Source organism: Sphingomonas hankyongi (genome assembly GCF_023516575.1).
Taxonomy (GTDB): domain Bacteria; phylum Pseudomonadota; class Alphaproteobacteria; order Sphingomonadales; family Sphingomonadaceae; genus Sphingomicrobium; species Sphingomicrobium hankyongi.
The window spans coordinates 35,821-49,658 of record NZ_JAMGBE010000001.1 but is presented as its reverse complement, the minus strand read 5'-3'; the positions used below and the strand labels follow the sequence as shown (position 1 = coordinate 49,658).

Below are 13,838 nucleotides of genomic sequence, written 5' to 3'. Positions count from 1 at the left end.
CCTGAAACGGCCATGAGTCAGAAGAGCGCCGCGGACTCGGCCGGCACTTCTGGTTCCATCTGTTGCGGCAGTGTTACAGTCGGGAGCCTTCGCGGAAGGGCAGGAGCGACGACGGCGGGCAGATCGGCGGAGCGGCGCCGTGTCTCGCCAGAAACGCGTGGCGGACAATTTCCGCCTGTTGTTCAAGACCGTAGCGGCCGAACGACCGGCCTTCGCGAAGCTGGTAGGTGTAGCGGCAGAAGGGATGCCGCATCAGAGGCAGGTAGAGCTTCCCCTTCGTCTGGGTCTGCCAAACATGCGTCATCTCGTGGATGAAAAAGCCTTGGCGACTTAGCGGCTCTTTTGAGAAATCATCCGACCAGACTCCGCCTTCGGGGTGGAAATAGATGTTCCCCATGGGGGCCATCGCGGCATTTTTGGGGTGGAACGGCCACCATTTGCGCTTGAAGAGCCGCACCGACGCATAGTCGATTGCGTCGCCGAACACGGAGCGCGCGATTGCAATTTCGCCAGTGGTGAGGGGACGTGAAACCACGAAGGGGAGTTAAGCGCTCATTGATCTCTCACCAAGCCCGCTGCTCTTGCGAGGGGCGGGGACCGCCGCTAGGGCAGCGCAAAAGCTATAAACGGAGGAAGCTACCCATGAGCGAGACTGCCGATCGGGTGAAAAAGATCGTCGTCGAACACCTCGGCGTCGAAGCCGACAAGGTCACCGAGGACGCGAGCTTCATCGACGATTTGGGTGCGGACAGCCTCGACATCGTCGAGCTGGTCATGGCCTTCGAGGAAGAGTTCGGGGTCGAGATCCCGGACGATGCCGCCGAGAAGATCACGACCGTCCGCGACGCGATCGACTATATCGACCAGAACAAGGGCTGATCGGGGTCCGCCGATCTGCCGCCGCGCGCCGTAGGGCGGCATCGAACGGCTTCCCGAACACAATCGGGAGGCCGTTTGTTTTGGAGGAACTGACGGAGTGGAAAACATGCGCCGTATAGTTGTGACGGGTCTTGGGCTGGTGACGCCGCTTGGAGGCGACGTCGAAACCAGCTGGAAGAACATCCTCGCCAGCAAGAGCGGCGCTGGTCCCATCACGAAGTTCGACGCCAGTGACCAGAAATGCCGCATCGCCTGTGAGGTGAAGCCGGCGGATCACGAATATGGCTTCGATCCGTCCAAGCGCGTCGACCACAAGGTTCAGCGCCAGGTCGACCCATTCATCGTTTTCGGGATCGATGCTGCCGGCCAAGCCATTGAGGATGCGGGGCTTGCGGACATGCCGGAAGAGATGCGGCTTCGCGCGGGCTGCTCGATCGGATCCGGCATCGGCGGGCTCCCCGGTATCGAGAAGGAAAGCGTCAACCTGCACGAGAACGGGCCTGGTCGCGTCAGCCCGCATTTCGTGCACGGCCGTCTGATCAATCTCATCTCGGGGCAGGTTTCGATCAAATATGGCCTGATGGGCCCGAACCATGCCGTGGTGACGGCCTGCTCCACGGGCGCGCACTCGATCGGCGACGCCGCGCGGATGATCAAGGATGGTGACGCGGACATCATGCTCGCGGGCGGCGCGGAGGCGACGATCTGCCCGATCGGCATCGCGGGCTTCGCGCAGGCACGCGCGCTCAGCACCAACTTCAACGACCAGCCCGAGAAGGCGAGCCGGCCTTACGACAGGGATCGCGATGGCTTCGTAATGGGCGAGGGCGCCGGCGTGGTGGTGCTCGAGGAATATGAGCATGCCAAGAATCGCGGCGCCAAGATCTATGCCGAGGTCATCGGCTACGGGCTGTCGGGCGACGCATATCACGTGACCGCACCCCACCCGGAAGGGTCGGGCGCATATCGTTCGATGGAGATGGCGCTTAGGAAGTCGGGCCTGCAGCCGTCCGACATCGACTATATCAACGCCCACGGGACATCCACGCCGCTCGGCGATGAGCTCGAGCTTGGCGCGGTGCGCAAGCTGTTCGGCAATGCGATCGGGTCGCTGTCGATGAGCTCGACCAAGTCGGCCATCGGCCATCTGCTTGGCGGTGCGGGAGCGGTCGAGAGCATCTTCTGCATCCTGGCCATGCGCGACCAGATCGTTCCGCCGACGCTGAACCTCGACAATCCGAGTGAGGGGACGGCCGGGGTGGACCTTGTCCCGCACAAGGCGAAGGAGCGCACGGTGCGCGCGGTGCTGAACAACAGCTTCGGCTTCGGCGGAACCAATGCATCGCTGATCATGAAGGCCGTGTGAGGCGACTGCTTGTATTCGGCGCGGCCGCGTTCATCCTCGCCGCGCTGGCTGCCCTCTATATCCTCTGGTGGGCTTCCGGGCCCAAGCCAGGACCGCATAGCATCATCGTCGAAGAAGGCTCGACGCTGTCTAGCGTGTCGCGGCAGCTTGCCCGGGAAGGGGCGATCCCGGGTACCGCCCGGAGCTATTCGCTCATCGCCCGGATTTTGGGTTCCGGCGACCCGATACAGGCAGGCGAGTTCGAGATCCCGAAGGGCATGGGCGGCGCCGCGATCCTCGATCTCCTCCAGCACGGCAAGCCGGTCCAGCGCCTGATTACCGTGACCGAGGGCATGCCTTCGGTCATTGTTGCCGAGAAACTGGCGACGAACGGGTATCTGAGCGGTGCGGTGCCGGCCATCGACGAGGGATCGGTCCTGCCGGACAGCTATGGTTACAAGCGTGGCGAGGCGCGATCGGCGGTGCTGTCGCGCATGCAGTCCGCAATGAAGAAGACCATCGCCCAGCTGTGGCCGAAGCGAAGCTATGCCTGCCCTATCGTGACCACGGAACAGGCGGTCATCCTGGCCTCAATCGTCGAGAAGGAAACCGGCAAGGCTGCGGAGCGGCCGATGATCGCGGGAGTTTATTGCAACCGCCTCAAGATCGGCATGAAGCTGGATGCAGATCCGACCGTTATATATCCCGTGACGAAGGGGAAACCGCTGGGCCGGAGAATCCGCCGCTCCGAGCTGATGGATGACAATGGCTACAATACTTACCGGCGCGCTGGCCTGCCCGCGGGTCCGATTGCCAATCCGGGGAGGGACAGCATAGCCGCGGTGCTCAATCCCGCCTCGACAAAGGCCCTATATTTCGTCGCCGATGGGACGGGCGGCCACGTATTCGCGAATACGCTCGCCGAGCATCAGGCCAATGTCGCCAAATGGTATGCACTCCGGCGGCAAAGGGGCGAAATGTGAGGAACCGCGGTATTTTCCGCGGCCGCATCTTCTTCGGCGAATTGATGCTCGTCTCCGCGGTCGTCACCTGGCTGACGGCGCTGCTGATGAGCCCGCATGGCGAAGAGACCGCTGCCGGGACGGAGCATATTCGTGAAGTCGTCGCGATTTTCCTGCGCAACACCGCCATGGGAACGATCGTGCTATCGGCGTTCGCCGCGTGGCTGCTATTCCCGCCCCGGCGTCCCAGGAAGCCCTGGCGTGACTATGCGATCCTGGCTTTGCTCGCCGTTCTAGTGGGCAGCAGCCTTTACCAGCTGATCTGGCTTGAAACCGCGATTTTCAACTAGCGCGCCGAGCCAGCGCTTCCGAGCGGACGAAGCCGACGCGGTGCTCGTTCCCGGCATAGCCCCAGGCCCAACCCCCGCTGTCATCTAGAAGGCTGAAGGGTTCGCCCGGTTTCAGCTGCCGGATGACTTCGCCGTCAGGCGCCGTGCGAAGCTCGCCGCCACTGGTGACTTCGCGATCGACGGCCTCGGCATAATGCGATGCAATGACCTGGCCGGCGAGACAAACGTCCGCCAGGTCTTTGCGATATGCATGGAAAGCTGGGTCCGGACGATCGCCCGAACCGCTCAGTGCGAAACTATCACCGCTGATGGGCGTACGCGGGGGCTTGCCCGATGATGGGTCTGTGGCCGCCGCCGCCGTTGTCCCCTTCGCGGAGGTTGCGCTTGAAGCCTTCAAGAAATTCTGCCCCGCTGTTGGTGCGGACGACAAACACGTTGCGGCGGTCGTCCTGGTCCCGTTCACGCCGCAGATAGCCGAGCGCGCCGAGCGTGTTCAAGGCGCGCGTCACTACCGGCTTGGAGACCCCAAGGAGCCTGGCAAGGCCTCTTACGGTGTGAGGCCCCGGTGTGAGATAAACCAGCATCAGGAGCGCCATCTGCCGGTTCGTCAGGTCGGGCTCGCCCGAGCGGACATAGGCTATGAGTGCCTTCATCCAGCCGGTAAGCGAAACCTCGCCCATAGCTGCTCATCTCCATCCCGTGTCGCGTTACGGGCAATTAAACCGGTAAGGACGCGAAATGTTGCAGGCCAATTACCTGAAAATGGCCAAATCTCGGGTGAAATGAAGGATTAGTTGTTCGAATAACGCGTTCGAAGGACATGAAAAGCTGCGCGCAGGCCGAGCGAATCTCCTCCCTTTGGACGTCCTGGCTTGGCCTGGTCTCGCCATGCGAAGGTGTCGAAATGCGCCCAGGCAATATCGTCCGGGACGAAGCGCTTCAGGAAGAGCGCGGCAGTGATGCAGCCTGCCATGGGTGAGCTCGAAGCGTTCGCTACATCGGCGATGTCGCTCTTCAAAAGTTCGTCATAGGGCTCCCACAGCGGCATTCGCCACGCCGGGTCATCGACGCTCAGGCCAGCACTTTCGATTTCGCTCGCAAGCTCGTCTCGATTGGAGAACATCGCCGGGAGATCCGGGCCCAAGGCGACGCGCGCGGCCCCAGTGAGGGTAGCGAAATCAATGATCAGTTCCGGCTTTCCGGCAACTGCCTTGTCGAGCGCGTCGGCGAGGATCAACCGCCCCTCGGCGTCGGTATTGTCGATCTCGACGAACAGGCCCTTGCGGGACTTCACGATGTCGCCCGGCCGGTAAGCAGACTCTGAGACCGCATTCTCTACTGCAGGGATGAGGAGGTGCAGCCTGATCGGCAGCCGTTCGGTCATCACCAACCTCGCGAGCGCGAGAGCGTGCGCGGCCCCGCCCATGTCCTTCTTCATCAGGCGCATGCCCGAGGCCGGCTTCAGATCGAGGCCGCCGCTGTCAAAACAGACGCCCTTGCCGACGATCGCCACGAGCGGATCCTTGGGATTGCCCCATTCCAGTTCGATCAACCGAGGGGCCCGGTCCTTCGATGCGCCACCGCCGACTGCCGCAATGAGCGGGTAGCCGTCGCTGAGCTGTTGGCCGGTGATCACGTGAACCTTCGCGCCGAAGCGGTTTGCTTCAGTCCTGACTGCCTGCTCGAGCTCGGCGGGGCCGAGCATGCCAGCGGGCATATTAACGAGGTCGCGGACCAGTGCAGTGGCTTCTGCAAACTGCACTGCGCTTTCGATCTTCGCGGGTTCCCCCGTCAGCAGCACCCGCGGACCCGGCTTCGGCTCCTCTTTCTTTAAGCGGAAGTCGTCGAAGCTGTGCTGCGCCAGCAGCCAGCCCAGCGTCGCCTTGCCGGGTTCGCCAGAGGCGAGCTTGTAAACGCCCTCGGGCAGGCTCTCCGCCAGTTTCGCGAGGCACCAGGCGGACAGTTCATCCGCCTTCCTGACGGCCGCCACGACTTCGAAGTCGGATCCGCGCGGCAGTATGGCGAACGAGAACCCCTGCTTCCCGTCGAAGCGATGAGCGTCCAGCAGCGCACGATCTTCTGCGGGGCGCCGTTTCAGCCATTCCCCGAAGCTGTCCTTGTCGACGAGGTGTATCGGTCGCGCAGCCTGGCCGCGATCGGCGACGAGCAGCGAAGCAAAGTCGGTCATCGACCGCCCCTTAGCGGAGGGAAGGCCGGTGGCAAGCGCGGCGCATGCGTGAAGCAGGCGAGCCTCAGGAACGTGCTCGAACTCAGTTCGTTAGTGCTATCCACCTGTTTTGAGTAGGTTTGTCATGCGTATTCCATTCATCACCACACTGGCCGGCGCGGCGCTCGCTCTTGGCGGCTGCGCTTACGGCGATCTCGGCATGGGGCTCGGCCACGGCAGTCCCTATGGCTCGTACGGTTACGGCTATAGCCCTTATTACGGCTCATCCTACGGGCCCTACGCGAGCGTCGGCTACGGCTACGGCTCAGGTTACGGCTACGGCTCGGGTTACGGCTACGGTTACGGGTCGCCCTACTATGGCTGGTACGACGGCTATTATTACCCCGGCACCGGCTCTTACGTTTACGACACGTACCGGCGACCACGCGTCTGGAGTGACGCGCAGCGCGTGTACTGGACGCAGCGCGTAGCCGCGGTCCCAACCACGCAGCGTACGCGCATCCAGTCCAACTGGAGTGATTTCAACCGTCCACGGACGGCCCGCACACCGCGGACGACCGCGCGAACCCAGACTGCCGAGACGCGCAGGATCGAGCGGCAGGAGCGTCGCGCCGCGCGGAAGGCGAGAGACGAGGACTAAGGTTGCGCGTCGGGCCGACGACGGATCAGGACGATCGATACGAAGGTCAAGACGGGAACGCCGTCCTGGTTGGTTACGGTCGTCCGTGACCTGAAAGAGCCAATATCGGGCTTGCTGCGCGACGGGGTCTTCTCGACGATCTCGCCGCGCACGTGCAGCGTGTCGCCGGGATAGACCGGCTTCAACCAGCGCAGTTCGTCGATCCCGGGAGATCCCAGTCCTGCTTGCTCGTCATCGACGACGCGCCGGGCAATGACCGCCATGGTCATTGCACAGGTGTGCCAGCCGCTCGCGGCAATCCTGCCAAAATGCGTCTTTGCCGCGGCTTCGTCCGACAAATGGAAGGGCTGGGGATCGTATTTCCTGGCGAACTCCAGCACTTCTTCCCGCGTCACGTCGTAGGAGCCGAATTCGGTTTGGGCGCCCACCACCAGATCTTCGAAATATCGCATGGCGGCGGCGCATAACGGCGGAGGTCGCTTGGCGCGAGGGCAAATGCCGCGCTACGGCTGCCGTGTGGCAAGCGATGCTCAAATCAGCGGACGATGGCACCCGCGTCTAATTGAGGCGGCAGCGGCGCTGCACGAAAACCGTCTCGATATCGCCGAGCGGATACTGAAACCGTACCTCAAGGAAGACCCTTTCGACGTGCGTGCGATCCGCATGCTCGCCGAGCTTGCCGCACGCTTGGGCCGTCTGAAGGATTCCGAGACGCTCCTGCGGCGGGCCGTGGAGATCAGTCCTAATTTTACTGCGGCGCGAGCCAATCTGGCGATGGTGCTGGGCCGGTTGGGACGGCCTGCGGAAGCCCTGGAACTACTCGATGACATCTTCGAAACGGAGCCCGACCAGCCTGGGCATCTGAATCTCAAGGCAGCAACATTGGGGCGGCTCGGCGATTTCGAGCAGGCGGTGGCACTCTACGAGCAGGTGCTTCGGCGCGCGCCGGATCAACCTCGTGTCCTCCTCAGCTACGGGCATATGCTCAAGACTTTGGGTCGCCTCGACGAAGCCGTCGCCGCCTACCGCAAGGCCATCGCCGTAAATCCAGCGCTCGGCGAGGCGTGGTGGAGCTTGGCCAATCTCAAGACCGTCCGCTTTAGTGAATCCGATGCGGAGGCGATGCAGTCAGCGCTCGCGCGCCACGATCTTAAGGAGGACGACCGCTTCCACCTCGATTTTGCGCTCGGAAAGGCCTTCCACGATCTTGGCCGGAGCGACGATGCATTCGCGCATTATGCAGCCGGCAATGCGCTGCGGCGGCAATACCATCCGTTCGTTGCAGGCCATCTCAGCGAGCTCGTCGACCGAAGTATCGAGCTGTTCACGGCTGAATTGCTGGCGACCCCAGGGGGCAACCTCGCGCCAGATCCCATTTTTGTGGTCGGTATGCCCCGCGCGGGCTCAACTCTCGTCGAGCAGATCCTGTCCTCCCATAGCCTGGTCGAAGGCACGTCCGAGCTGCCGGACATGCCCGCGATCGCTCGGGGCGGGGGCAAATATCCTCGCTCCGCCGTCGAACTCACCGAGGATGAGCGCTGCGCCGCGGGCGAGGAATATCTCAAGCGCAGCGCGATCCAGCGGAGGACAGATCGTCCGTTCTTCATCGACAAGCTGCCGAACAACTGGATGTTCGTGCCTTTCATTCATTTCATCCTGCCCAAAGCGACGATTATCGACGCGCGGCGGCATCCTATGGCGTGCTGCATGTCGAACTTCCGCCAGCATTTCGCGCGGGGCCAGGACTTTACCTACGATCTGACCGACTTGGGCCGATACTATTCGGACTATGTGCGGTTGATGTCGCATATCGACATGGTCATGCCCGGGCGCGTCCATCGCGTGATCTACGAACGGATGATCGACGATACTGAGGCGGAAGTGCGGGCGCTCCTCGACTATTGCGGCCTGGAGTTCGAGCCGGCGTGCCTGGAATTCTACAATACGGAGCGTGCCGTCCGCACTCCTAGCGCGCAGCAGGTGCGTCAGCCGATCTACCGCGATGCCGCGGACGAATGGCGCCGATACGAGGATCATCTCGGCCCGCTGAAAGAGGCATTGGGGGAGGTCCTGGACGCCTATCCACAGGCACCCGCGTCATTCTTGCAACGCTAATGTAACAATCGTGTCAGCAGCCGTTTCGGCCTGTTGACATCGGTGGAACCCTCTGTCGCAATGTCGACAGATTTGCCTGAGGGGGCCTCTGGAAATGACTGCTCGTACCATCCGTGCGCTAACGCTCGGATTTCTCGCTTCTACTGCCATCGCTTCGCCAGTTTTCGCGCAAACGCCGAGCCCGGCGGATGCCACTCCTGAGACACCGACGACTCAGTCACCGGCGCCGGGCACCAACGCTACGGACGTAACTTCCAATCCCGTCGTCCAGAGCGCGCAGGACGGGAAGGTTCCGGACGAGACTGAGATCATCATCACGGCGACGAAGCGCGAGGAGAACCTTCAGAACGTTCCGATGAGCGTCCAGGCGATCGGCACTCGCCGTCTCGACCAGCTGAACATCTCCAACTTCGAGGACTACACCAAGCAGCTTCCATCGGTCAGCTTCCAGACGGCGGCGCCGGGGTTCACCACCGTCTACATGCGCGGCGTCGCGACTGGCGGCGACGGAAACCACACGGGCTCGCTGCCATCGGTCGGTTTCTACCTCGACGAGCAGCCGGTCACGACGATCGGCGGAACGCTGGACGTCCACATCTACGACATCGCTCGTATTGAAAGTCTCGCCGGTCCGCAGGGCACTCTTTACGGCGCATCGAGCGAAGCCGGCACGATCCGCATCATCACCAACAAGCCTGAGCTGGGTGTCACGACCGGCCGGGTCGATGCCGAGTTCAATGGCGTGAGCCATGGCGGCGTCGGTGGAAGCCTGGAGGGCATGATCAACCTCCCCGTGGCCGACAATATCGCATTCCGCGCCAGTGCTTTCTATCAGCACGATGCTGGCTACATCGACAACGTCTTTGGCGAACGCACCTATTGCGGCGATCCGATCACCGAACCCGATACGAGTCCCGACGCCGAGCCTGGCGACACTGTGACGGTCGGCTGCGTGAGAAACGGCATCCACGTCGACAATGCCGCCTTCGTGAAGAAGAATTTCAACGTCAACGACACTTATGGTGGTCGCGCCGCGCTGAAGATCGATCTCGATGACAATTGGACCGTCACGCCAACGATCCTGCACCAGCATTCCAAGACGGAAGGCGTCTGGTTCATGGACGATGCGCTTGGCGACCTCGAAACCCAGCGTTTCCGGAAGGAACCCGCGACCGACAAGTTCACGCAATATGCGCTGACCATCGAAGGCAAGATCGCCAATTTCGACATCACATACGCCGGCGCATTCATGCATCGGCCCAATTTCTCGATCAACGACTACACCGATTACGCGGATGCGTATGATCGCTACTATGAACCGTACGGCGGTATCGCGAATTACCAGTACTTCTTCGACGACGCTGGCAACCCCATCGATATCCGGCAGTACATCACGGGCGGAAACAACTTCAAAAAGTTGAGCCAGGAGCTGCGTGTCGCTTCTCCGGCCGAGAACCGATTCCGCTTCATTGGAGGCCTATTCTACCAGCGCCAGTCGAATGACATCCTCCAGGAATATCATGTCGATGATCTGGCGGCCTCGCTGTCGGTCAACGGTCGGCCCGGCCTGCTCTGGCTGACGAAGCAGGAGCGGATCGATCGCGACTATGCGGTGTTCGGTGAGCTAAGCTTCGACGTCACGCCGCAATTCACGCTGACGGGCGGCGGGCGCTGGTACAAGTTCGACAATACCGTCTTCGGCTTCGCTGGTTTTGGACGCGATCCAAACTTCATCCAGGACTCGAACGGTGACGCCATCGGCGACGACCCGCCACCGCCCAACGCGGTCGGAAGCACCAAGACCGGCGTCGCGCAATGCTTCACGACCAGCGGAGACACGCTCCGGGAATCGCAGATCAATGGCACCGACACGACGCTCATTCTCAACGGCCTGCTACCGGGTACGCCGTGCATCAACGTGGGCCGCTTCGCCGATGGTGTCGTCAAGCCGAAGCAGAGCAAGGATACGGGTTGGACCTATCGCTTCAACGGCACGTGGAAGCCACACGACAGCCTGATGTTCTATGCGACGAGGTCGAAGGGCTTCCGGCCCGGCGGCATCAATCGTCAGCCCGGCCTGGCGCCTTATGCGGCGGACTTCCTCATCAACAACGAGCTGGGCTGGAAAACCACGCTGGGGCCGGTTCGTTGGAATGGCGCCATCTACCACCAGATCTGGCAGAAATTTCAGTTCAGCTTCCTGGGTGAGAACAGCCTCACCGTCGTCCAGAACGGCCGCGATGCGAAGATCAACGGCATCGAGACGGACGTAAACTATGTCTATCGTGGGCTGACGCTGAACGTGGCGGCTGCCTACACAGACGCCAAAACCAAGGACAATATCTGCGGGGTCGCGGGAAATCCGGTGCCGGATTGCCACCTCCTGCTGACGCCGGACGATCCCACCACCGAGGAGGATGAGACCGAGTTCGACGAGATCACGGCGCCAAAGGGTACGCGCCTTCCTGTCACGCCGAAGTTCAAGATCTCGGCGACAGCGCGCTACACCTGGGACATGGGCCCAGGCAAAGCTCACGGCCAGATCGGTTTCGTCCACCAGGGCTCGGCCCCGTCAGGCCTGAATACGGCCGACCAGGCCGTGACCGGTACGATCCCGGCCTATACCCTGGTCGACCTGTTCGCCGGTTACGATTGGAGCCGTTACAGTGTTGAACTGTTCGGCACGAACATCTTCGACGAGCGCAACCAGCTTTCGCGTTTCGTAGTCTGTTCGCTTTGCGGCGTGCTCGAGGACGTCGAGGGCAATCCGACCGGCCTCAATCAGACCAAGATCGTGCCCGGCCGTCCGCGGACGATCGGTATCCGCGCGGGCATGAAGTTCTAGGGTCCGCGGTAAACATTCTCGGGGGAGGGGCGCTTCGGCGCCCCTTTTCTTTTATCCGCTTGGCGATGCTTGATTCGCCGCCTCCAGCTCGACCAACTGCCCATCGCGCAGGGACGATAGCCGCCGCTTCGGCGCTCGTAGCTATCTGGCTGACGATGATGGTTGGCGGGACCGGTACTCTGGACCTCGCCGTGCTCGAAGCGCTCTATTCGGCGCACAAGCCCGCGGTTCGGGCCTTCGCGACATTCGTGACGGTGTTCGGCGAGTGGCAGGCGGTGATCCTCCTCAGCATCATCGCAGGCGGCTGGCTACTCTATCGGAAGCACTTGCGGACGGCAGTCCTGCTACTGGCCATCACGCTGATCGGGCGAATCCTCGTCGAGCTTCAGAAGTTCGGTATCCACCGGCTGCGGCCGACCGCGACCGAGCATCTCGTGCCGGTGCAAAGCCTGTCCTTCCCCAGCGCGCACGCTGCCAATTCCATGATCCTGCTGCTTACGCTCGCCTTGCTCGCGGCACCGCGCGAACAACGATGGTGGGCAGTGCCCGGGGCGTTGCTTGGGACATTCTGCGTCGGGATCAGCCGCCCGATGCTTGGCGTGCACTGGCCGAGCGACGTCATTGGCGGCTGGTCATTCGGCGCAGCCTGGGTGCTGGCGATGGTGGCGGTTGCCGAGCGCTGGCCCGCGCGGAAAGAACCTGCCCCTAAACGTTGAAGCGGAACAGCATCACGTCGCCGTCCTGCACGACATATTCTTTTCCTTCGGCCCGCATCTTGCCGGCATCCTTGGCGCCCGTTTCCCCGCCGCACTTCAGATAATCGTCGTAGGCGATCGTCTCCGCGCGGATGAACCCGCGCTCGAAGTCCGTGTGGATCTCCCCGGCAGCCTCCGGCGCTCTTGCCCCGCGGTGAACCGTCCACGCACGCGCTTCCTTCGGCCCTGCCGTATAGAAGGTGATGAGGCCGAGAAGCTCATAGGAGGCGTGGATCATTCGGTTGAGCCCTGTTTCGTGGAGGCCGAGGTCGGACAGGAAGGCTTCGCGTTCGTCCGCGGGCAGCGTTGCGATCTCCGCCTCGATCGCTGCCGAGATCACGACCGCTTTCGCTCCCTCCAAAGCAGCTTTTTCGAACACGCGCGCCGACAGCTCATTGCCATCGGCTGCGTCGCCTTCGTCCACGTTGCAGACGTAAAGTACCGGCTTGGCGGTCAGCAGCTGGGCGCGCTGAAGCGCCTTGGCTTCCTCGGCGTCCCTTGGCTGGGTCAACCGCGCCGGCCTCGATGCGCGAAGCAGGTCGAGCGCTTGTGTGAGAACTGAGGCTTCTATCTTCGCCTCCTTGTCGCCCTGCTGCGCCTTCTTCACGAGGTTTGGCACTCGCCGCTCGAGGCTTTCGAGATCGGCAAGCATCAGCTCGGTCTCCACCGTCTCCGCGTCGGCGATCGGATCGACGCGGCCCTCGACATGCGTCACGTCTCCTCCCTCGAAGCAGCGAAGCACATGAACGATCGCATCGACCTCCCGGATGTTCGCCAGGAATTGGTTGCCGAGTCCTTCGCCTTGTGACGCACCTCGCACCAGGCCGGCGATGTCGACGAACTCGATCTGGGTTTCGATCTCGTTCGCAGACTTGGCGATGCGCGCAATCTCATCCAGCCGCGCGTCCGGTACCGCGACCCGGCCGACGTTGGGCTCGATCGTGCAGAAAGGATAGTTTGCCGCCTGCGCCGCGGCAGTTTCGGTCAAAGCATTGAAAAGGGTCGATTTGCCGACGTTTGGCAGGCCGACGATGCCGCAGCGGAAGCCCATGTTATTCCTAATGATGAGGGAAGTTTGCGGCCCTCTACGCGAAATTGAAGCTGACGCTCAACCTGTCGCCGCGGCCAGAACCGGCCAGCACCTCGTGACGGAGCCAGCTTTCCCACAACAAGAGAAGTCCAGCGCGGGGTTCCAGGCTGACAATCGTCCTCAAGCCCTCCGGAGCGCCATTCTCTCGCGGCGGAGCAGCCATCAGGGCGGGCAGGCGCGGATCCTCGAAGCAGATACCGCCGGAGCCTTTTGGAATTTCGACGTAGAACGTGCCGGAAACGACGCTGTGCGGATGGATATGCGCCCGGTGATGCCCCTTGAGCGGCAGTTGGTTGACCCACAAGCTGTCGAGCCGAAGCGGCCGTTCCAGAGCAAATGCGCACTCCTTCGCGAACCGGGCAACGTGCGGCTTCACCAGCCGAGTTAGATCGGCGAACGCGGGGTCACGCTTCGGCAGGTCATTCAGCGACGCATAGCTGGTGTAGCCGGTATATCCGCACTCGCGGCTCCAACGGCGCCCGGCCTGATCGTCCTGAGCCAACGTACGGATCGAATGGGCGAGGGTTTCGAGCGAGACTTTCTCGCTCAGGTCGGCCTCATAGACCTTGGTCACGAACAAACTGCGCGTCGTCATCGTGGTCGCTTTGCGATCCGCAAACGTAGAGCGCAACCGGATAGACAGTGGGCAGGCTGCCGATTAGCGTCCAG

The 13,838-nt window shown here is 62.3% G+C and carries 15 protein-coding genes; 8 read left to right on the top strand and 7 right to left on the bottom strand.

All coding sequences use genetic code 11. The features are described 5' to 3' along the window. Positions 1-73: 73 nt before the first annotated feature. On the bottom strand, positions 74-535 hold the full coding sequence (locus LZ538_RS00235; RefSeq protein ID WP_249829993.1) for a vgr related protein: 462 nt from the start codon (positions 533-535) through the stop codon (positions 74-76). A 107-nt stretch (positions 536-642) separates the two neighbouring features. Here LZ538_RS00235 and LZ538_RS00230 point away from each other — a divergent pair, with 107 nt between their 5' ends. The 4 genes from LZ538_RS00230 (at position 643) to LZ538_RS00215 (ending at position 3,536) form a co-directional block, all read left to right on the top strand. Continuing rightward, a complete protein-coding gene (locus tag LZ538_RS00230) occupies positions 643-879 on the top strand; it encodes an acyl carrier protein (protein ID WP_249829992.1) in 237 nt (78 codons plus the stop codon). Between the two features lie 106 nt (positions 880-985). Beyond that, on the top strand, positions 986-2,245 hold the full coding sequence (gene fabF, locus LZ538_RS00225) for a beta-ketoacyl-ACP synthase II (protein WP_249829991.1): 1,260 nt from the start codon (positions 986-988) through the stop codon (positions 2,243-2,245). Next, positions 2,242-3,207 (top strand): endolytic transglycosylase MltG, encoded by a 966-nt coding sequence (mltG, locus tag LZ538_RS00220; protein WP_249829990.1) that lies wholly within the window; start codon positions 2,242-2,244, stop codon positions 3,205-3,207. Before fabF ends, mltG begins: the two co-directional genes overlap by 4 nt. Continuing rightward, positions 3,204-3,536, top strand: a complete 333-nt coding sequence (locus tag LZ538_RS00215; protein ID WP_249829989.1) for a hypothetical protein — start codon at positions 3,204-3,206, stop codon at positions 3,534-3,536. Before mltG ends, LZ538_RS00215 begins: the two co-directional genes overlap by 4 nt. On the opposite strand, the gene LZ538_RS13390 is transcribed toward LZ538_RS00215, so the two are convergent. The 3 genes from LZ538_RS13390 to LZ538_RS00205 all read right to left on the bottom strand — a co-directional run bounded on the left by LZ538_RS13390 (position 3,529) and on the right by LZ538_RS00205 (position 5,724). Then, a complete protein-coding gene (locus tag LZ538_RS13390) occupies positions 3,529-3,933 on the bottom strand; it encodes an SH3 domain-containing protein (RefSeq protein ID WP_430741931.1) in 405 nt (134 codons plus the stop codon). The genes LZ538_RS00215 and LZ538_RS13390 overlap by 8 nt on opposite strands. Further along, entirely contained in the window at positions 3,836-4,189 is a 354-nt protein-coding gene (locus tag LZ538_RS00210; protein ID WP_430741944.1) for a MarR family transcriptional regulator, read from the bottom strand. The genes LZ538_RS13390 and LZ538_RS00210 overlap by 98 nt, the downstream gene beginning before the upstream one ends. A 137-nt stretch (positions 4,190-4,326) precedes the next feature. Further along, entirely contained in the window at positions 4,327-5,724 is a 1,398-nt protein-coding gene (locus LZ538_RS00205; RefSeq protein WP_249829987.1) for a leucyl aminopeptidase family protein, read from the bottom strand. Between the two features lie 124 nt (positions 5,725-5,848). Between LZ538_RS00205 and LZ538_RS13325 the strand changes: the two genes are divergently transcribed. Continuing rightward, a complete protein-coding gene (locus tag LZ538_RS13325; protein ID WP_347402726.1) occupies positions 5,849-6,364 on the top strand; it encodes a hypothetical protein in 516 nt (171 codons plus the stop codon). On the opposite strand, the gene LZ538_RS00195 is transcribed toward LZ538_RS13325, so the two are convergent. Then, positions 6,361-6,816, bottom strand: coding sequence for a MaoC family dehydratase (locus LZ538_RS00195; protein ID WP_249829986.1), 456 nt, complete (start codon positions 6,814-6,816; stop codon positions 6,361-6,363). The two genes, LZ538_RS13325 and LZ538_RS00195, sit on opposite strands and share 4 nt — an antisense overlap. A 43-nt stretch (positions 6,817-6,859) precedes the next feature. Here LZ538_RS00195 and LZ538_RS00190 point away from each other — a divergent pair, with 43 nt between their 5' ends. From LZ538_RS00190 to LZ538_RS00180, 3 genes are all read left to right on the top strand, one after another. Beyond that, complete coding sequence (locus LZ538_RS00190; protein ID WP_249829985.1) at positions 6,860-8,479, top strand: tetratricopeptide repeat-containing sulfotransferase family protein; 1,620 nt, start codon at positions 6,860-6,862, stop codon at positions 8,477-8,479. Between the two features lie 94 nt (positions 8,480-8,573). Next, a complete protein-coding gene (locus LZ538_RS00185; RefSeq protein ID WP_249829984.1) occupies positions 8,574-11,324 on the top strand; it encodes a TonB-dependent receptor in 2,751 nt (916 codons plus the stop codon). A gap of 65 nt (positions 11,325-11,389) precedes the next feature. Beyond that, positions 11,390-12,040, top strand: coding sequence for a phosphatase PAP2 family protein (locus tag LZ538_RS00180; protein WP_249829983.1), 651 nt, complete (start codon positions 11,390-11,392; stop codon positions 12,038-12,040). On the opposite strand, the gene ychF is transcribed toward LZ538_RS00180, so the two are convergent. Then, on the bottom strand, positions 12,030-13,130 hold the full coding sequence (gene ychF, locus LZ538_RS00175) for a redox-regulated ATPase YchF (protein WP_249829982.1): 1,101 nt from the start codon (positions 13,128-13,130) through the stop codon (positions 12,030-12,032). The two genes, LZ538_RS00180 and ychF, sit on opposite strands and share 11 nt — an antisense overlap. A gap of 34 nt (positions 13,131-13,164) precedes the next feature. Further along, the gene (locus LZ538_RS00170; protein WP_249829981.1) at positions 13,165-13,764 is read right to left on the bottom strand and encodes a TIGR02466 family protein; all 600 of its coding nucleotides are present in this window, start codon (positions 13,762-13,764) and stop codon (positions 13,165-13,167) included. Positions 13,765-13,838: the final 74 nt, after the last annotated feature.